Raw genomic sequence first — 18,324 nt, 5'->3', positions numbered from 1 at the left:
CATTAGCATAGTCCGAATTAGTAGTTATTGAAAATTTTTTAGCCTATCTAGTTACGACTAAAGCATTAATGCTCAATATCTATGCGCGTCGTCTATCACGCATCGTTATTCCGCTTGGTAAAACAACTTGATCGATATGCGACGGTTTTCTGGGGCAAATAGGTCCATCGTGTTGATCGGTTGGGTATCTGCCACACCCGAAATACGCATAAATCGGGCCGCAGAGATACCCGCATCCATAAGCGTTCGTCTGGTGGCATTCGCACGATCCGCCGACAATTCCCAGTTCGAATATCCGGTTGTGCCGTCATACGTGGCGGCATCCGTATGGCCGACGATCTCGACCGGCTCTGACTGGGTTGCAATGACCCCGCCGATGGCCTGCAACAGCTTGCGCGTTTTGGGGCTGATCTCGGAACTACCTGTCTCAAACAGCGACCGTTCGTCCTGATCCAACACCTGGACGGTCAGCGCCCCGTCGGACTTTTCCAACCGGACATTGCGCGCCAAATCGCGCAGGCCTGCGTCCGATGTAATACGCTCGGCGATGTCTTCGACCATGCGATCAATCTCGCGGCGGCGCTTGTCGGCTTCTTGGGCTGCCAAAACATCCGCGGGGTTTGTCGGGTCCTGTACATCCGCCGGATCTGGCGCGTCAGACGGCTCCGGCGCGTCGGCATATTCTACGACAACTTCCGCAGGTCTGTCGCGCAGGCGGCTATCGAACACCATCATCGGATTGTCGCGGCCAAAACTAGGGGCCTGCACCGTGCCGGTATTATCAACGCCGCCGGTCATCACACCGGGTGCCGTCAACGGCCGCAGATCCGCAGCGCTATCAGACCGGGCACCGCTGTCTGACAAAGTAGGCGTAAAGTAATTCGCCAACCCTCGCAGTTTTTCTTCGTCCGACGCGGCAAGAATCCACAGCAACAAGAAAAAGGCCATCATGGCGGTCATGAAGTCGGCATAAGCCACCTTCCAACCACCACCATGATGCGCGTGACCGCCCCCATCATCGTAACGCTTGATGATGACTGTCACGTTTTTTTTGTTACTCACAAGGATATCTCCGGACGTGTCATGGACAGGTAGACCGCCGGATTAAGAAATCTCTGCGTTCTTGCCGAATTTATCACGGTTGTATTTTCCCAAACCGGAGTTTTTGGCGTACTCTGCTTTGCGCTTGCTATAGCTTGGCGCAACCAGCGGCGTGTCGGCTGACAGGTCGAACATGACGCGGTATTCTGCTTCGGTTAAGCCATGCTCGGCACCAAGATGACGCTTGAGCATCTTAAAGCCCTTGCCGCAGCATAGGCAAAAGATCGTGTCTTCCGTCATTTTCTGCTGGGCAGGCGCGGATGGAATGGCCTTGGATTTTTGCACGTTGCGTGCGCCGGCTTCAGGCGTAATTGCCATTAACCGTTCAACAAGTGCCACAATATCGTCGATAGAAACATCAGAGCGGCTTGCAAAACCCGCCGCGATAGACGCAACCGCGGTATCGCTCAGGTTATTCTTTGTGATCAGGGTAGGCATGAGGAAACTTTCGTTAGATGAGTTAGTTTTGCCTTCTGCAAGTTCAATAAAAGCTCAATTTCGAGCTCTACTTAATATACCTCAAAGATAAATACATCTTCGCGATCTATTCTTAACACGATTCGAACTGTTTTTGTAACTTTATCAAGCTACGGCAAGCATATTTTTGCTCAAACAGCTCTTTCACGTCATGGTTGTGACTGGAGTACGGTTCCGTAAATCGCCGATTTTGGAAACTTTGTCGCGACTTCTGTCGCGGTCGTCTGCGCAATAATTGTGCTAAATAAACCCGTTACACCCAAGCCCGCGACCGCAATCAACGGAATGTACAGGTTTCTTAGCGGCTGCCTGCGCCAACCTTGCTTGGGCAAGGGGGCAACGACATCATCTTCAACCGCAGCTTTCTCGGCTACAATTGACGCATGAACAGGTGCGCCAAATTCAACAAACACGCCGCGGGGCATTACAGCGACCTGCACCTTGCGGTGTACACAGTTGTCGGAAAAGCCCGCAGGAAACAGTTCGGCTGGAATGTCGATGACCATCTGATCTTCGGGCGACCAATGCCCCGGCAAGATGTTACGCGGTATATAGACAGAAGAGAAATCATCGCGAAACGCCACCTCGCGCACGAAAATCGGCACCATTGGCAGCGGCAAATCGGGGCGGGCCGCGATGCGGACGCGGCCACCGGTCAACCACATCTCAAGACCTAGATAGAAACACTCTTCCGGTGCGGTCTCTTCAACAGAAGCATAACCTTCTGGCGGGCCCGATCTGACCTTGCGTTTCTTGCGCGTTTTCCTTGAGGTCAGCGGGAATATCTTATCCGTCGTCACACGGGATACCTGATCTTCTTCGGCGCTGGCACTTGGCCGCGGACGCATAAGCGCGTCGAAATCCAACCCCTCTTCGAGGGCGAAGTCATAGTTAATCAAATAGTCAGCTGCGATCTCTTTCAGGTTCTCGCTGTCCTGAATGGCCTTGAGCAGCGCGTTTTCCTCAGAGAACAACAAGCGTCGCTGCGGGTGACCTGCGACATCCGGGCTAACAGCAAAAGACCCAACGGGACGGTCCAAAATTTCCGCAACACGCTCGAAAACCGCATCTTCTTCATCATCATGAAAGACCACGAACTCGCACAGCTCTGCCGCGTCCATGCAAACCAGCAGCCGCATCTCAACGGGCCAACCCGGCACAAGAAGCGACAGCTCCGCCGGGTCCACGAAATACGCGAACGCATCGACGTCAGAGGGCGCTTTTGCGATCCTCGGGGCACGTTTCTTGATCAAAAGACTACTATTCATTGAATAAATCCAAGTTCTTTCCGATATAATACTTGTGAAAGCGCTACTACTCAAGGATAAACTAAGAATAGTTTTATTCTTTGGAGGCACGACCTCAATGACACTCTTACTTGGCCTTGCTATGGTCTTTGGTTTGGTTTTTGGCGGCTTTATGCTGTCAGGCGGCAATATGGACATCGTTCTTCACGCTCTTCCCTACGAAGGCATGATGATCGGCGGTGCCTCTTTGGGCGCGTTTGTCATTGCCAATTCATTTGGCGTGGTAAAATCGTCCTGTGTCGGAGTGATGCGGGTGTTCAAAGGGCCGCGCTGGAAATCCGAAGATTACAATGACCTGCTGAACCTGATGTTCGAACTGGCACGGCTGTTCCGGACCAAAGGTATCGTGGCGATGGACGAGCATATCGAGAACCCCGAAAATAGTGCGATCTTTCAACGCTATCCGCGGCTGATGAAGGATCATTTTATTACCGATCTGATCGGCGACAGCTTTCGCATCATGTCGATGCAGTTTGATGACCACTTTCAAATGGAAGACGTGATCAACCGGAAGATCAAAAAACATCACCACGAAACGTTGGTATCTGCCCGCGCCATCCAAAGCATGGCCGACGGCCTGCCCGCGATCGGGATCGTCGCCGCTGTGCTTGGGGTGATCAAAACCATGTCATCTATCGACAAGCCGCCGGAAATCCTTGGCGCGATGATCGGTGGCGCGCTTGTTGGTACGTTCCTTGGGGTTTTCCTTGCGTATTGTATGGTTCAACCCATTGCAGGGCGCCTGGAGCAGATCGAAGAGGAAGACGGTGCGATCTATACCGTGATCCGCGATATCATCGTGGCAATCGTCGCAGGCCACCCGCCTAGTGTCTGCATCGAATTGGGCCGCGGCAACATTCCAACGACCAAACAGCCCGGTTTCTCAAGCGTTGAGGCATCGCAGCGGGAACTGCCCGCCGTATGAGGGGCTGCTTGCTTTTGGCGCTGGTTGCCCTTTGGGCAGTGCCCGACATGGGTCAGGCAGCAGGCGCACCAAAAGCCGAAGAAGAACCCGAAGCGGAGGCTGGCCCGATCGAGCCCCCCTTGCCCGCATCAATGCGACGTCATGGTGTCATCGGACGGGTTCCTCTGCCTGATGGAATGGACATCCTTGATCCGGATATCCTTGCTCGCATGCGTGAACGGCTCGTCCTGATATCGCCGAACGTCCAGGAATGACGTCTCGGCGCACGGATGGGTTGGCGGTGTTGGCCCGGCTGAAACGCCACGAGACTGAAAACGTGGCGTTAGAGATGGCAGAGGTGAACCGCGCCCTGAACCAGATCGAAGCCGAACGACAGGCACTGATGGAACAGTTGAATGATCGCGGCGATCCCGACGCTGTCGAAGCAACCCGCGTTCTGTCCGACTTTATCCGAAATGTGTCTGCAACGATCCACCACAAGCAAACGCAGGCGAACCGTTTGCGGGAAAACAGCGCCGATATGCACAGGCAACTTAACGATCTCTTTGCTGAGGCCAAGCGCATCGACCTGATCAGGCACCGCCGTGCAGAGGCGCGCAAACGCGCAGCCGACGACGCCGCAACCGCCGCCCAAGACGAGGGGTTTCTCTCGATCTGGCTGCAAAACGGTGCGAATGCCTGACACGGTAAAACCGTGGGCTGCTCAAACGGCTTTGCGTCGGGTGAAAGACTGACCTATCATCTGACCGAACCCACCAAAAAGGCCCCAAAATGCTTATCAGAGTCGGCGATGAGCGTACTGCAAATATCGATCTCGCGCTGGCCGGGCTGCTGTCATCGGTTGCGGGAGCGCTAAATGCTGTCGGGTTCCTGATCGCGGGGTCATTCACCGCTAATATGACCGGCAATATCTCGGCCTTTGCGGATACGCTTGCCGATGGCGCTGTTCTTATCTCGCTTTCATTTGCAGGGCTGGTGGTCGCCTTTATATTTGGCGCTGGTATGGCTGCGCTGGTGATACAGGCAGGGGAACGCAAGAAAATTCGTTCTATCTATGCTTTGGCGATCGCTGCCGAAGCTGTGGTCCTGCTGCTGCTTAGCGCCGCACTGGTATTGGCCCCCTTGGGTATGCACGAGACGTTTTTGGTTGTGATCCTTAGCTTTGTGATGGGGCTGCAGAATGCCGTCACCACGATGATATCACGGGCACGGGTGCGCACGACCCACGTATCCGGCATGGCCACAGACATCGGGATCGAACTGGCCGCATTAGTCGGCGGGGATGCATCGCGGCAAGATGCGCTGCCCAAGCTGAGCCTGCACAGCCTGACCCTTGCCTGTTTTGCGGTGGGTGGCGTCTGCGGTGCCGTGTTGTTCGGGTTTGTCGGCTATTGGCTGTTTGTAATTGCCGCCGCGATCCTACTGCTGATCGCCGCGCCCGAAGCCCTTCGTGCGCATCGCAGCTAGCACCGCGTTACACCAATACTGCGCCCTGCGGCCCTGCTTGTAGCCTAAGAACCCGGTCCGCCAACACATCCGCCTCTTGGCTGTCATGTGTCACAAACAGCGTCGCGGGGCGGGTTTCGGCGATCAGCTCTTGTGTCAGGGTCAGCATGGTTTGCGCCGTCTTGGGGTCCAGCGAAACGAACGGTTCATCCATGATCAACATCTCAGGTGCCCCGACAAAGGCGCGCGCCAGCGACAGACGACGTTGTTGGCCCAGTGACAACTGACCGGGGAACAGTGTGGCCATCCCGCCCAGCCCCACACGTTCTAGCATTTCCAATGCACGGTTTCTGGACAGCTCAGGGTGGAAGATGCACAGGTTTTCAAGGCACGACCGCCATGGCAGCAACGTTGGCTCTTGGAACACCACCGCCTGATTTTCAGGCCGGATGACGGCCCCCTTAAAATCAGTATCAATACCCGAAACGATGCGCAGCAGCGTCGATTTACCAATGCCCGACGGCCCCACCAGCGCGACCGTCTGGCTTTGGGGAACATCAAAACGGATTGGCCCCAGAACCGGGGTCGCGCCGAAGAATTTCGACTGGATATCAACCTTGATCATGCGCGCCGCCATCTGCTGACGTGCCGTTCAAGCGGCTGCAAGATCAGCCATTCGACCATCAGCATCACGCCAATGAAAGACAGCGCATAGACCAGCACCATCGCGACATCGAACAGCTGGAAATACAGATGAATCTGGAAGCCTACACCCGAGGAACGGCCCAGAAATTCGACCACAAGCACGATCTTCCAGATCACCGCCACACCCGACCGCGCAGCAGCGGCAATAAACGGAGCCAACTGCGGCAATAAAATGTGGCGCATGCGGGCCCGCCACGGCATGCGATACACTTGGCCCAAGGCATCAAGCGCCGGATCACAGGCGCGCGCGCCCTCGCGCAATACCACGGCGACGTTGGGCACTTTGTTCAGGGTGACGGCAATGATTGCGGCCGCTTCGGTCAGGCCAATCCACAGATAGCACAGCACGATCAGCACCAGCGCAGGTAGGTTCAGAAAGATCACCAGCCACGGGTCCAGCCATGCATTCAGCCGTGCAGAACGCCCCATCGCAAGGCCCAGCGAAACACCCAAAATCATCGCAAGACAAAACGCCCAGATCACGCGGGACAACGTCGCGCCCAAATGTCTGATCAACTCACCCGAGGCGAATTCCTGCTGCAAAGGCCCCAGTAAACCCCAAGGCGGCGGTAAGACCTGCGCATCATTGGTCACAAGCGCGGCCACGCTCCACAAGGCCAACAAACCAAGGATCGAGAAGACCGGCGTGAGGCGCGAGTGAGGGGTTTGCATCGTTGGTCAGTTTACGTCGGCGAACAGGCCGCTCGGCACCGATGTTGCCTTGCCCACCAGCTCGGTGCCGCCAAGGGTGCTCATCAGCGTTAACATTTTGTCGACAGCCGCTTGGTTCACCGGCGCGCGTTCGGGAATGCCCGCAATCCAATCGGCCCTTAGCTGATCAAACTGCGCGTCAGAACTGGCGTTCATAATGGGCCGGATCGCCTCCCACGCGGCATCAGAGCTGGCCAACAAATCCTTGGCGTCGCGGCTGGCGTTGAAAAAAGACTGGGCCAGCCCGGGATGCAGCGCCAGAAAGCTCTCCTTCATATAATACCCCAACAGCGGGGTATTGGCATCCAGACCAAGCGCGCCACCAGCCTCCCGAACGGAAATAAGCTCTCTCATCCCCGCCGCTTTGCTTTTGGCAAGGAAGTGCCAAAAATTGATCGCACCCGCATATTCACCCCCCATTGCCGTCTTAAAAATCAGCGGCGGCGCGCCAAAGGCCTGCTTTGTCTCCGCCTTAAGGTCGATGCCGTACGCCTGCTGGGCATAGGCGCGCAGAATAAGCCATGATTTATCAAGCGGACCTCCCGCGATGCCGATCTTGCCGCCCACCAGATCCTTCAGCGATGTGGCGCTGCTGTTTTGCGGCACCACAATCCCGCCCACCGCTTTTGAATAGGGGACAAAGACATAATCCTTGCCCGCCGCCCGTTGCCGGGCGACCCAAATCCAATCGGCCACGGCCATATCCGCCGCGTCGCCCTCGACCGCGATGCGCGTCGCGCCATTGTCGGCAAAGGGCTGAACCTCAAGAATAAACCCGTGCTTTCTGTCGAACCCGTTGGCGGAAATCGTTGCCAGTTCCCAGTTCACGGTCCCGATCTTAAGAACCGCAGCGCGGAGGGTTGGCAGGTTTTGCGCAAAAGCGGGCAATGACAGCAAGGCCACAAAGGCGCAGACAAAACGGATCAGTCGCATGGGGTTATCCTTTTCAATAGCGGGGCCTATTCTGCGCGGCGCGATACCTCGTTCAGGTCTTTGTCCAACATGATATCGAACTGAAGACCACCTTTGCAGATCACGTCATCCAATTCATAACCGCTGTCCTCGACCTCGATATCATCGGGGTCCATCTGGCATTCAATCGACGCAAGGTACGCTTCGATCTTTGCCACGGTTGCGGCGTCAACCTCATCGCTGGCCAATGCTGGCCCCGCGCCACACATGGCGATCATCAAAACAAGTTTTTTCATCATATCCTCCGATGGTTTTTATTGAATCGAAATGGTCACGGATTGGCTGTCACCCGTGCTGCCGGGAATGCGCAGAACGTGGTTTCCTGGCTTGATCGCAATAAAGGACAGCTCGACCGTGCCTGCCTTGTCGAACTCGATACTGTCGATGGCCATCGGGCGAATTTCGATCTTGTTGATTACGATTTCGTTCATCCAGATCGCGCGGAAAAAGCTGGGGCCTTCAACGGCAAGCTCAGCAGACCCATCTGCCGTGATCTGTAGCTTGTAATAGGCCCCCGATTGCAGCTGAACGTCCTCCCCCAGCGGTTGGCCAGAGGCGAGCAACAGATTGATCGTTTCGCCCCGATTGCATTTCGCCAAAAGCCCGGCAAATCCCATATCATCACATAACGGCGCAGATATCGCCGGCCCGGCCAATGCGGCGAAAACCGCAGCCATCATTGTCTTTCTCATCGTTACTCTCCCCATTTTTTCAGCATCTGCATCCGTTCGTCAGGTCATTTCACGACCACAACGCCCCACGGTTGCTGACCCACTTGAACGGATTTGATCGCTTTTTCCTTGGCCACATCGATCACGGTAATGTCGTTGGAATTGCCGTTGGTGGTCAGCAGGTATTTTTCATCAGACGTGAACCCAAGCTGCCACACCCGTTGGCCGACCAGAATATAATCCAGCACCTTCAGCGTTTCGACATCGACCACCGCCACCCGGTTTGCAGGCCCCAACGCCACGAACAAGCGCCGCCCGTCTGACGTCACCCGCGCGCCAACGGGTTGCAGCCACTCGTCCTGAACGCCTGCAACTTCAAAGGTGATCTTGCCCTTAACGGTTGGCGTCCCGTCCGCGGCGATATCCATCACCGTGACGGTGCCGCCGATTTCAGAGGTGACGAAAAGCAGTTTGCCGTCCGCAGAATACTGCGCATAGCGGGGCCGCTGATCGACCAGAACGTTATGCTTGATCTTATAGTCATCCGTCGAAATGAAATGCGCCATATTGGTGGTCTCGGATGTGTTCACCACAAACTTGCCATCCGGGCTTAGCCCCATGCCCTCGGGCTCCACTCCAACAGGAACTTCGGCGATCACCGTTCGGGTATCAGTGTCTGTCACCGTCACCAGATTGTCGTCTTCATTCGCGATGTATAACCGCTTGCCGCTTTGCTCGAGAACGAACAATTCAGGGTCAGGGCCGGACGGCAGGCTTGGCAGTTCCTCATAGGTATTTGCATCAAACACCCGCACCAAACTGTCGTCCGAGGCACAGACATAAATCTTGGTCCCGTCCGGGCTGGCCGTGATCCCGCGCGGCCTGTTTCCGGCGAAAAACTCGTGGATGACTTCCCATGTGGTTGTATCCACAACGCTGATCGTATTGCTACGTTCGTTCGACACAAAAGCCTTTTCTGCCATTGCAGGAAGGGCGGGAAGAAGGGCCAATACCGTGGCTAGAAAATGGTGTCTCAAAGCAACCTCCAATTAATTAAATGCGGTGCAGGCAGATTCAGGCCGGTCCAAACCCAGCGTATCAAGCGGGGAGGTCTGGTGCAGGAAGCCTTCTTGCGGGCTAACGCTGACGGTGATGGACCCATCATACAAAAGGATCGGTTGGCGCAATTGACCGTTCCAATCGCGAAAGGTCACTTTTTGCCCCTTGAAGGCGGCCAGCTCGAATTCATCCGAAATCACGTAGTCGCGTATGGCGCTCGGGTCGGCACTTGAGGTGCGGGTTACCGCCTCTCCGATGATCCGCAGGGCCAGCCAGACGTTGTAATCCTCGGGTTTGATATAACGCCCGGTCAGTTCCTCGAAACGGGTGTGAAACTGCGTGGCACCCCACGCCTCATGCGCGCCATGAAAGGTGACGGGGACCAACCCAGCCGACCCCAAAACCGGGCGCGGTGTCCACAAATGGTAGCTAAGGTAGCGCGCGAAGTAATCCGTTTCGTCAGCGGCAATCACAACGTCATGTTCTGCAGCACCTTGGGTGAACGCAGGCAATTGCCGCTGTACTAGCACATGGCCGGAATCCGTGCGCCGCGACCCGCCGGTATCCTCAAAGGAACGCTCTTCGGTGATTTTGGCCCCGAACTTGCGGGCGGCTTTGCGGTAAGCATCTGCCAGCGCGATATCCTGCGGGTTTGAGCCCGAAATCAGGAACCAGTTGCGCCATTTTTTCCAGACGGCGAACTGCGCCACCGTATCCGCCATCATGCCATGCGACGGTGCCACGTGCAGCAGATTGGCGCGGCACCCCTCGCTGCGCAAATCATTGTCGGGGGTGATCGCGTTGAACACCAGCGCCCCGTTTTGCGCGGCCCTATCTGTAAGCCGCAGCAGGTCATCCTTGCGGGCCGAGATGACGATCAGCCCGATGCCCTCGGCCAGTATATCATCCAATGCGCGATCGGCGTCCTCAGGCGGCACAGCGCGGGTCGTTGTTTCATATTTATGGCCCAGAAAGCTGCCCGTCGTGCCGTTATCCTCGTCCGCCAAGGCGGCCCCTGCAAACCCGATATCTGCGGGGCGCAAATCATAGCGGCTGATGGGCAGCAAGCTGGGGTAATCGACGCGCAGCACCGCCGCTTTCACGTCAACGGCGCTGGCCGTTTGGGTCGATAGAAATAGGGTAACTGCAGCTGCAAACAGCGTGTGAAGTTTCAAGACTAAGACCTCCCTCCCCGATCAATCCGTTTCGGGTTCTCGCACTACGCACTGATTGCACTGGCGCGTGAACCGATACTTTTGGCCGGGTTGTGACAATCAGCCTAACAGGGCCACGATAGACCTCGACTCTTATTTTTTAAGAACGGTGTTATGCGGCTGACCTTATGTTTTCATCCCCGTTGGGCGACGATGGTGGCAACAACAGGTGCGCGGCATGCCCCACCGCCTGACGACCAGCTTTTAGTGGAGGAGCAGTAATGCAAAAGCGGAAATTCCTTATGATTTTGGCGGCGGCATCCCTGCTGCCTGCTGTGGTCCAAGCCCACGGCCCGACACGGCAAAAGGTCACCATAACCGCAGAGGTCGCCGCTGATCCCGCCACGGTTTGGGCCACCGTTGGGAATTTTCAGGACATGTCCTGGCATCCGGCTGTTCGGTCGTCGGTCGGGGAAAACGGCAATGACGTTGATGCGACACGCGTGCTGACATTAGCCGCAGACGGCGACCCGACGATTTCCGAAATTCTGTACAAATATAGCGGTGAGAAGATGAGCTATTCCTACCGGATCACCGATGTACTGGTCGAGGTTTTGCCGGTGACGAATTATTCATCGCACCTGACGGTCAAACCCCGGGACGGGGGCGGGTCGCTGGTGGAATGGCGCGGTGCCTTTTATCGCGGGTACCCCAACAATGATCCGCCGGAAAATCTGAACGACGCGGCAGCAATCGCAGCGGTGACCGGGGTCTATCAAACCGGCCTTGATGCACTGGTCGAGAAATTCGGTGCGCCAGCCAGTTAGATTGGTCGCTGCGGCGGGTTTCGCCCTTGCTGCAGCGCCTGCCATCGCGGGGGATCTGGCCTTTGTCACCTGCCAAAATGGCGATGGTGTCAGCGTGCTTGATCTGGACGCAGGCACGCAGATTGCACAGTGGTCGGTGCCTGGGAAACCGGCGGGCGTCGCGGTGGCGGACGCGGTTGTTTTCACCGTTGCACCCGACAGTAAAATCGTGCGCCGTCATGCGGCGGCAACGGGCAAGGTCACGGCAGAAATCCAGCTGGAGGGTGGGCCAATTGGTGTCGCACATGATCCCGCCCGCGGGCGGGTGTTCGTGTCGGATTGGTACAACGCACGGATTTGGGTTCTGGCGGCAAGCGATTTGACCCATGTGGCTGACTTGCCCACTGGTGCGGCCCCCGCAGGGCTGGCCCTTTCAGACGATGGTCGCTTTCTTGCATCGGCAGACCGGGATGCGGATCAGGTCTCGATCTTTGATGCGGATACCCTGATCCTACATCGGCGCATTGATGTGGGCAGCCGCCCCTTCGGCCTACGCTTTGCGCCGGATGGTCGGCTGTTTGTGGCGAATGTTGGCAGCAATGATGTAACGGTGATTGGCCCGCAGATGGACAAAACAGTCGCCAGTTTTTCCGTGGGGGAACGGCCCTATGGCCTCGCCTTTGCCCAAGATCGGGCCTTTGTCACCAATCAATATGCCGACACGGTCAGTGCGGTTGACACCGGCACGTATCAGACGCTCGCCACCCTGCCATCTGGCGAATACCCCGAAGGGATCGACACAAGCACCGACGGCCAATCCATCATTGTCGCCAATTGGTTCGACAATTCCGTCACAATAATCGACGCAGTTACGCTTTCTGTGATAAAAGAGATTGAGACCTGCGATGGTCCCCGCGCGTTCGGGGAGTTTGTTCAGAGGGATTTCAGATGAAACGAATTGCTTTAACCGCTGCGTTGATATGTGCGACCGCGATGCCGGTCTTGGCAAGCAGTGAGTCCTGGGATGCCATCAAAACCGAGCTATACGGCGAACGCGCGATATTAGACGGCGCGCAGTTCATCGCGATCGATGCGCCCTACCGCACACCTGACGATACACGCACCAACTTGGCCGCGCAGATCGTGGCACCGCGGGGCGTGAACCTTGGCAAAGTCACCGTAGTTCTGGATGAAAATCCCATGCCGGTATCGGCCATCTTTGCGCTGAATACGCCACAGCCAAGTTTCTATTTTGACATCACCATGCGGGTAAACGGGCCGACCCCGCTGCGCGTGATTGTGGAAACCACCGACGGTCGGCTGTTTGTCAAAGAAACCTTTGTTAAGACATCTGGCACGGGGGCCTGCGCGGCCCCACCCGGCACTGATCCTGAACTTGCGCTTGCCACGCTGGGGCAGATGAACATCAGCGTCTCGAATAAGAAACCGGCTTTGGGCAGTGGTGCGCTGACCAGTCTGGCGTCGCGGTTGAACCGGATGGACGTGGATATTTCGCACCCGTCCCTGTCTGGCATGCAGATGGATCAAATATCGCTTTTGTTCATCCCCATGCGCTATGTCGAAAAGGTCGAGATTGATTTGGATGGCGCGGGTTTTGTGGACATGACCGGGTCTATTTCATTGTCTGAAAATCCGCGCGTTGGCCTTGCTGTGCCGCAAAGCACCCAGTCGGTTGATGTGACCATGACCGATACGGATGGCACCGTCAGTACCGCGCATAAGGACCTTGCCGGGTTCTAGATTACTGCGTTTGCGGCTGACCTGGTGCAGGTTCGACCAGTTCAAGCGGATACCCCCACAATGCCCAGCCATCGGTGCCTTCGGGCAGCCAATAAACCGATGTGTATCCCCACTCGATGGCACGTTTGGCGGCATTCCAGCTCATCCAGCAATCTTCGAGGCAAAAGAAAACGACCGGATGCGCCGTGTCACGCTGTACTGCGCTCTCCAATCCCGTGCGAAAGTATTCCTCTGTCACATCAGCGATGGCACCGTAGCCAACATTGGGCAGCCAGATCGCACCGGGGATCGAATGGCGCGGTTTGTCGCGCCAGATCGTACCTTTGGGCAGATTGCTGGGTTTGGGCGGTTGCGGCAGCACATCGACAAACGCGGCTTTGCCCGCGCGCCATATGTCATAGGCCTCTTCCGGGCCCACGACCGTCCCGCCGGTCAGCACGCTGGGCACCGGGCTGCGATAGTGGTCCATGCGGTAGTCTGAAGGTTCCGGCACCGGCTGCGCCACCACGCCGGTCTGAGGCAAAATTGAAAGCATCGCGATTGCTAAAAATCGTTTCAATTCGAAACCTCCATAACCTCCGTCCCAAGATCGCTCACCAATGGTACCCCGGCGTCATGAAGCAACGCATTGATTTCGTCCTGATTGCGCCGGATCAGTGAATTCAGCTTGCGCTGCCAGACTTTCTCGCCCTGACGCACACCCATGGTAATCCGGTAAAACAGGCGCGGCGGAAGTTGCTCTTTTATCAGGGGGATCACCTTGAAATCGGGATGATCCGAATGAACAAGCGGCCCGCCCAATGGCCCCCAAAGGATCGCCGCATCAATATCGCCGCTCGCCAGATCCGACAGCATGTCCTCGGCCGGGCTTTCGTGACGGCGGTCGACCACCAAGTTGTACGGCTTGGCTTTGCCGATCAAACCGTTGCGCGCCATATGTGCCGATGGTGGCGTACCCGCAATGACACCAATGCGGCGGCCGTTAAGCGCTGGATCGGACAGCGTTTCCACCCTCGCCAGATCACTGTCTTTGGGGACAATCAAAACATAGACAGATGTGAAATAATGGTTGGTATTCAGGACCAGCTCGTGACCCTGTGCATAGGCAATCACCAGATCGCATTTCTTGGCCCCAAGTGAATTTCGGATGAACCCCGTTGCCATCGGGTACCACGTGTATTGCAGCGGCAGGTCCAGCTTGCTGGCGACAAGTTTCGCCAGATCATTCTCAAACCCTGTCTCATCCTTTGATGACATGGGATAGTTCGCAGGGTCCGCACAGACCCGCAACGCATTGCCGGACACCAGATCAGATGTTTGTGCCTGCGCGGCACCAATATTGGTGACCCCCAAAAGAAGGATCACCCAAAGGGCTAAAAACCTATGACCCCAAGCAAGCATTTTCGGCTTCGCGAATGGCTTCATGTTTGGATTCTTTCTTGCGGGGTCTGCCGCGTGGTACAACCTCGGCACCGCGCGCCTTGAGGTAGACATAGATGTCATCAAGATAGCACATCACGTTGGGGTTGTTACCAAAAGACGGCATCACCGAATTTTCCGCAGCGCCAACGCGCTTGCGTCCATTCACGACGACATCCACAAAATCATAGTAATCCATGTCGATGGCCGACGTCTTCAGCGCCGGGGCATAGGAAGACCCTTCGCCCTCGGGCCCGTGGCAGACATGGCATTCGGAATGATAGCGGCGAAAGCCCGAATAGGTGGGCCAGTCAATGGTCCCATCTTCCTGAACGTTATACGTCGGCACATCATCTTCGGTAAAATACTTGCCGTCCTCGTTATAGACGGCGGTCAGGTTATCTATGTCCTGAGCAATGGCAGTTTGCGATATGCCCGCTGCAAGGAACAAGGCCAACAATCTTCCTGTGGTGTTCATTCGTCTCGCCTTTTTCATTTTGATGCAGGCGCGACCGCAAGGCCGCGCCCATCTAGTGTTTTGCTGTATCAGTCAGGCAGTGCGAACACTGTCAGCTGACCACCCAAGGCGGTGTAGTCGCTAAGAGCGGCATAACCACCCACAGCACCCAGACCGTCGTTGGGGTTGGTCAGACCAGCCGCCAGACCGATGCCGGCCCAGCCACCAACACCTGACAAGATGCCGATATACTGCTTACCACCATGCTCGTATGTCATCACGTTACCGATGATGCCCGACGGGGTTTTGAACTTGTACAGTTCCTCGCCGGTTTCCGCATGCACGGCCTTCAGATACCCTTCGAGGGTCCCGTAGAACACGATGTCACCAGCTGTTGCCATGGCACCAGACCATACCGAGAACTGCTCGGGCAGGGACCATTTGATCTCACCGTTTGTGTTGTCCCACGCGATGAAGTTACCCATGCCGCCGTGGCTGTCAGGGGCAGGATACATCGCCAATGTGGCACCCACATAAGGTTGACCAGCGGTATAGCTGACGCGGAATGGTTCATAATCCATACACACGTGGTTGGTCGGCACATACATCAGCTCGGTCTTTGGCGAATAGGCCGCAGGTTGCTGATCCTTGGACCCAAGGGCCGCAGGACAGATACCGGTGGAGTTGACGTCTTCGCCGTTCTGTTCGGTAGAATATTGAGCAACAACCGCAGGACGGCCATAGGTATCCGAGCTTGGATCCATATCAACGCCTGTGGTCCAGTTGACAGCTGGGTCAAACTTCTCGGCTACCAGCAGCTCGCCTGATACGCGGTCCATGGTATAGCCCAGACCGTTGCGGTCAAAGTGGGTCAAGAGCTTGCGCTCCACGCCATCAATTTCCTGTTCCGAAAGGATCATTTCGTTGATGCCGTCAAAGTCCCATTCATCATGCGGGGTCATCTGATAGAACCACTTGGCCACACCTGTATCGATATCGCGGGCCATGATTGTCATCGACCAGCGGTTATCGCCAGGACGTTGGGCAGGGTTCCATGTCGACGGGTTACCGGTGCCATAATAGAACAGGTTCTCGTCCATATCAGCCGAGTACCAGCCCCATGTGGTGCCGCCACCGATCATCCATTGATCGCCTTCCCAGGTGTTTGTGCCCGAGTTTTCGCCAATCGGCTGACCCAGATGCGTGGTATTGACCGGATCAACAAGGATGTCGCTGTCTGGTCCCATCGAATAGGCACGCCATTCTTGTGCGCCTGTTTCCATGTTATACGCTGTCACCGACCCGCGCACACCGAACTCACCACCCGAAATGCCGACAATGATTTTGTCTTTGACCGGCAGAACCGTGGCAGTGTTGGTTTCGCCAATCGCCGCGTCACCGTTTTGAACTTCCCAAACGACATCGCCGTTATTGGCATCAAGTGCCACAACCTTGGTGTCCGCCTGATGCAAGAAGATCTTGCCGTTCGCATATGCCACACCGCGGTTCACGGTATCACAACACATGACCGGGATAACATCCGGATCCTGCTTGGGTTCGTATTTCCAAACGATCTTGCCTTCGTCGGCAAGGTTCAGTGCGTAAACGATATTCGGAAACGGCGTGTGGACATACATCATATCCCCGATCACCAGCGGCGAACCTTCGTGTCCGCGCAAAACACCGGTGGAGAACGTCCACGCAACCTGCAGATCGTCAACGTTGTCAGCGTTGATTTCATCCAGTTCCGAGTAGCGTTGGTTTTTATAGTCGCCGGTTTGAATAGCCCACTGAGCAGAGTTGCTCATCTGGGTCATCAGATCGTCGTTTGCAGATGCCATACCGGCAACACAAACGGCAAACCCGGCCGTTAAAAGCGATAGCCTTTTCATCAAAGTACCTCCCTAGTATGCGGCGGTATTGCCGCTAAATGACGTCCGGTCCCAACACAGGGAAAGACATCAGTTCTTCTCCGTTCGCCCTAATTGAGCCTGGGCAATACGAGGAAATTCTGTCCTCACGATCCTCCGTCTTCAAAGGTCGCGAGATACGCAATTATGTTCAATCGGTCGGCTTCCTTGCGCAGCCCTGCAAAGGACATCTTGGTCCCTTTGGCGTAGGTGCGCGGTTTTTCAAGAAATGCCGCCAGTTCTTCGGCGGACCAGGTTTTCCCGGCTTCGCCCATGTCGGTCAGAACAGAAGAATATTTAAAGTCCGGCACAGCCGCGACGCTGCGGTCCACGATCCCGTTCAGGACCGGACCCACCTTATTCTCGGCCTCTGCCCCCACGGCGTGGCAGGCCTTGCATTTGCGGAAAACCTTTTCACCGGCTTTCGCGTCACCAGAAACGTCGGCAAATGCCCCAAAGGGGAGCATCGTCAAAAGGGTAACAGCAACAATTCTTTTCAACATATCAAGCCTTTCTGGGCCTTTCATTTTTTAACTAGTTCAGTCGTCCGGCGTGCCATGCCACATGGTCACCGGCAAAACTGTTCACAAAGAAATACGAATGATCGTACCCTTGCTGTATGCGGACCTGTCCGGGTTGCCTGCGGCGGGCCATCATGTTTGCCAATGCCTCGGGTTTCAGCAGGTCCAGAAACTGATCCCGCGATCCTTGGTCCACCAACATGTCGCCCTTCCAACCATGCTCCTCCAGCAGCAGGGTCGCATCGTATTCTGCCCATGTGCTTTCATCATCGCCCAGATACGCGCTCAGCTGCTTGCGGCCCCAATCGGATTGGGTCGGGTGCGCGATCGGCGCAAAGGCCGACAGGGACTCAAACAGATCGGCGTTGCGAATGGCGATTGTGATCGCGCCAAGGCCACCCATCGAATGACCTGTAATGCCATGGCGGTCCTGCAACGGAAGGTTCGACATCACGACCGACCGCAGCTCGCTCACGATATAGTCGTACATCCTATAGTGGCTTTTCCACGGATCGCGGGTGGCGTTGACGTAAAACCCCGCGCCTTGCCCCAGATCATAGGATTCATCGTCGCTGACGCCGGCCCCGCGTGGCGATGTGTCGGGAAAGATCACCGCCAACCCATGTTTTGCAGCGTGCTCCTGAAAACCCGCCTTGGTCATCGCGTTTTCATGGGTGCAGGACAGGCCACTAAGATACCATAAAACCGGCACGGGGCCAAATTCGGCCTGCGGCGGCAGATAGGCCGCAAAGGTCATCTCGCATCCGCAGGTGTTCGACGGGTGCTTGAACACTTTCTGACGCCCCCCAAAACTCCGGTTTTCCGAGATCAGCTCCATCGTCTTCAAAACTCCACGACGGCGCGGATTGATTTGCCTTGGTGCATCAGCTCGAAGCCGTGGTTGATTTCGTCCAGCGTTAGT

At 56.2% G+C, this 18,324-nt stretch carries 23 protein-coding genes; 7 read left to right on the top strand and 16 right to left on the bottom strand.

The features are described 5' to 3' along the window. Positions 1-105: 105 nt before the first annotated feature. The 3 genes from WNY39_RS10160 to WNY39_RS10150 form a co-directional block, all read right to left on the bottom strand. Complete coding sequence (locus WNY39_RS10160; protein ID WP_342845426.1) at positions 106-1,062, bottom strand: flagellar motor protein MotB; 957 nt, start codon at positions 1,060-1,062, stop codon at positions 106-108. 42 nt (positions 1,063-1,104) lie between these two features. Further along, positions 1,105-1,539 (bottom strand): MucR family transcriptional regulator, encoded by a 435-nt coding sequence (locus WNY39_RS10155; protein ID WP_341232987.1) that lies wholly within the window; start codon positions 1,537-1,539, stop codon positions 1,105-1,107. A gap of 188 nt (positions 1,540-1,727) precedes the next feature. Next, positions 1,728-2,846, bottom strand: a complete 1,119-nt coding sequence (locus tag WNY39_RS10150; RefSeq protein WP_342845425.1) for a hypothetical protein — start codon at positions 2,844-2,846, stop codon at positions 1,728-1,730. A 97-nt stretch (positions 2,847-2,943) separates the two neighbouring features. Between WNY39_RS10150 and motA the strand changes: the two genes are divergently transcribed. The 4 genes from motA (at position 2,944) to WNY39_RS10130 (ending at position 5,277) form a co-directional block, all read left to right on the top strand. After that, the gene (motA, locus tag WNY39_RS10145) at positions 2,944-3,810 is read left to right on the top strand and encodes a flagellar motor stator protein MotA (RefSeq protein WP_341232985.1); all 867 of its coding nucleotides are present in this window, start codon (positions 2,944-2,946) and stop codon (positions 3,808-3,810) included. After that, positions 3,807-4,064: a hypothetical protein gene (locus WNY39_RS10140; RefSeq protein ID WP_342845424.1), complete on the top strand. Its 258-nt coding sequence runs from the start codon at positions 3,807-3,809 to the stop codon at positions 4,062-4,064. The genes motA and WNY39_RS10140 overlap by 4 nt, the downstream gene beginning before the upstream one ends. Further along, positions 4,061-4,492 carry a hypothetical protein gene (locus WNY39_RS10135; RefSeq protein WP_342845423.1) on the top strand — a complete coding sequence of 144 codons (432 nt, stop codon included), beginning with the start codon at positions 4,061-4,063 and terminating at the stop codon, positions 4,490-4,492. The genes WNY39_RS10140 and WNY39_RS10135 overlap by 4 nt, the downstream gene beginning before the upstream one ends. A gap of 89 nt (positions 4,493-4,581) precedes the next feature. Then, positions 4,582-5,277, top strand: a complete 696-nt coding sequence (locus tag WNY39_RS10130; RefSeq protein ID WP_342845422.1) for a YoaK family protein — start codon at positions 4,582-4,584, stop codon at positions 5,275-5,277. A gap of 7 nt (positions 5,278-5,284) precedes the next feature. Here the strand turns inward: WNY39_RS10130 and WNY39_RS10125 are convergent, their stop codons facing one another. Genes WNY39_RS10125 through WNY39_RS10095 form a run of 7 tightly spaced genes read right to left on the bottom strand, consistent with a single transcriptional unit; the run spans position 5,285 to position 10,549 of the window. Next, the gene (locus WNY39_RS10125) at positions 5,285-5,881 is read right to left on the bottom strand and encodes an ABC transporter ATP-binding protein (protein WP_342845421.1); all 597 of its coding nucleotides are present in this window, start codon (positions 5,879-5,881) and stop codon (positions 5,285-5,287) included. After that, positions 5,878-6,633, bottom strand: a complete 756-nt coding sequence (locus WNY39_RS10120; RefSeq protein WP_342845420.1) for an ABC transporter permease — start codon at positions 6,631-6,633, stop codon at positions 5,878-5,880. Before WNY39_RS10120 ends, WNY39_RS10125 begins: the two co-directional genes overlap by 4 nt. Before the next feature lie 6 nt (positions 6,634-6,639). Then, positions 6,640-7,605: an ABC transporter substrate-binding protein gene (locus WNY39_RS10115; protein WP_342845419.1), complete on the bottom strand. Its 966-nt coding sequence runs from the start codon at positions 7,603-7,605 to the stop codon at positions 6,640-6,642. 26 nt (positions 7,606-7,631) lie between these two features. Next, entirely contained in the window at positions 7,632-7,880 is a 249-nt protein-coding gene (locus WNY39_RS10110) for a PepSY domain-containing protein (protein WP_342845418.1), read from the bottom strand. 18 nt (positions 7,881-7,898) lie between these two features. Next, positions 7,899-8,336 (bottom strand): hypothetical protein, encoded by a 438-nt coding sequence (locus WNY39_RS10105; RefSeq protein WP_342845417.1) that lies wholly within the window; start codon positions 8,334-8,336, stop codon positions 7,899-7,901. Between the two features lie 44 nt (positions 8,337-8,380). Then, entirely contained in the window at positions 8,381-9,352 is a 972-nt protein-coding gene (locus tag WNY39_RS10100; RefSeq protein ID WP_342845416.1) for a PQQ-dependent catabolism-associated beta-propeller protein, read from the bottom strand. Positions 9,353-9,364: 12 nt separating this feature from the next. Further along, positions 9,365-10,549 (bottom strand): ABC transporter substrate-binding protein, encoded by a 1,185-nt coding sequence (locus WNY39_RS10095; RefSeq protein WP_342845415.1) that lies wholly within the window; start codon positions 10,547-10,549, stop codon positions 9,365-9,367. A 260-nt stretch (positions 10,550-10,809) separates the two neighbouring features. Between WNY39_RS10095 and WNY39_RS10090 the strand changes: the two genes are divergently transcribed. Genes WNY39_RS10090 through WNY39_RS10080 form a run of 3 tightly spaced genes read left to right on the top strand, consistent with a single transcriptional unit; the run spans position 10,810 to position 13,095 of the window. After that, on the top strand, positions 10,810-11,355 hold the full coding sequence (locus WNY39_RS10090; RefSeq protein WP_342845414.1) for an SRPBCC family protein: 546 nt from the start codon (positions 10,810-10,812) through the stop codon (positions 11,353-11,355). After that, the gene (locus WNY39_RS10085; RefSeq protein WP_342845413.1) at positions 11,339-12,286 is read left to right on the top strand and encodes a YncE family protein; all 948 of its coding nucleotides are present in this window, start codon (positions 11,339-11,341) and stop codon (positions 12,284-12,286) included. Before WNY39_RS10090 ends, WNY39_RS10085 begins: the two co-directional genes overlap by 17 nt. Next, complete coding sequence (locus WNY39_RS10080) at positions 12,283-13,095, top strand: quinoprotein dehydrogenase-associated SoxYZ-like carrier (RefSeq protein ID WP_342845412.1); 813 nt, start codon at positions 12,283-12,285, stop codon at positions 13,093-13,095. The genes WNY39_RS10085 and WNY39_RS10080 overlap by 4 nt, the downstream gene beginning before the upstream one ends. 1 nt (position 13,096) lies before the next feature. Here WNY39_RS10080 and WNY39_RS10075 read toward each other — a convergent pair whose 3' ends face one another. From WNY39_RS10075 to fghA, 6 genes are all read right to left on the bottom strand, one after another. Continuing rightward, positions 13,097-13,630 (bottom strand): PQQ-dependent catabolism-associated CXXCW motif protein, encoded by a 534-nt coding sequence (locus WNY39_RS10075; protein WP_342845836.1) that lies wholly within the window; start codon positions 13,628-13,630, stop codon positions 13,097-13,099. Positions 13,631-13,650: 20 nt separating this feature from the next. Next, a complete protein-coding gene (locus WNY39_RS10070; protein WP_342845835.1) occupies positions 13,651-14,496 on the bottom strand; it encodes a substrate-binding domain-containing protein in 846 nt (281 codons plus the stop codon). After that, positions 14,477-14,992, bottom strand: coding sequence for a c-type cytochrome, methanol metabolism-related (locus WNY39_RS10065; protein ID WP_342845411.1), 516 nt, complete (start codon positions 14,990-14,992; stop codon positions 14,477-14,479). Before WNY39_RS10065 ends, WNY39_RS10070 begins: the two co-directional genes overlap by 20 nt. A gap of 68 nt (positions 14,993-15,060) precedes the next feature. Next, positions 15,061-16,863, bottom strand: coding sequence for a methanol/ethanol family PQQ-dependent dehydrogenase (locus WNY39_RS10060; RefSeq protein ID WP_342845410.1), 1,803 nt, complete (start codon positions 16,861-16,863; stop codon positions 15,061-15,063). Between the two features lie 125 nt (positions 16,864-16,988). Then, positions 16,989-17,384, bottom strand: a complete 396-nt coding sequence (locus tag WNY39_RS10055; RefSeq protein ID WP_342845409.1) for a cytochrome c family protein — start codon at positions 17,382-17,384, stop codon at positions 16,989-16,991. 31 nt (positions 17,385-17,415) lie between these two features. Beyond that, on the bottom strand, positions 17,416-18,240 hold the full coding sequence (gene fghA / locus WNY39_RS10050; protein WP_341232968.1) for an S-formylglutathione hydrolase: 825 nt from the start codon (positions 18,238-18,240) through the stop codon (positions 17,416-17,418). Positions 18,241-18,324 lie beyond the last annotated feature (84 nt).

This window comes from Sulfitobacter sp. AS59 (assembly GCF_038899995.1).
Classification (GTDB): Bacteria; Pseudomonadota; Alphaproteobacteria; order Rhodobacterales; family Rhodobacteraceae; genus Sulfitobacter.
Note: the sequence above shows the minus strand (reverse complement) of the source record. Positions and strands in the feature narration are given on the sequence as shown.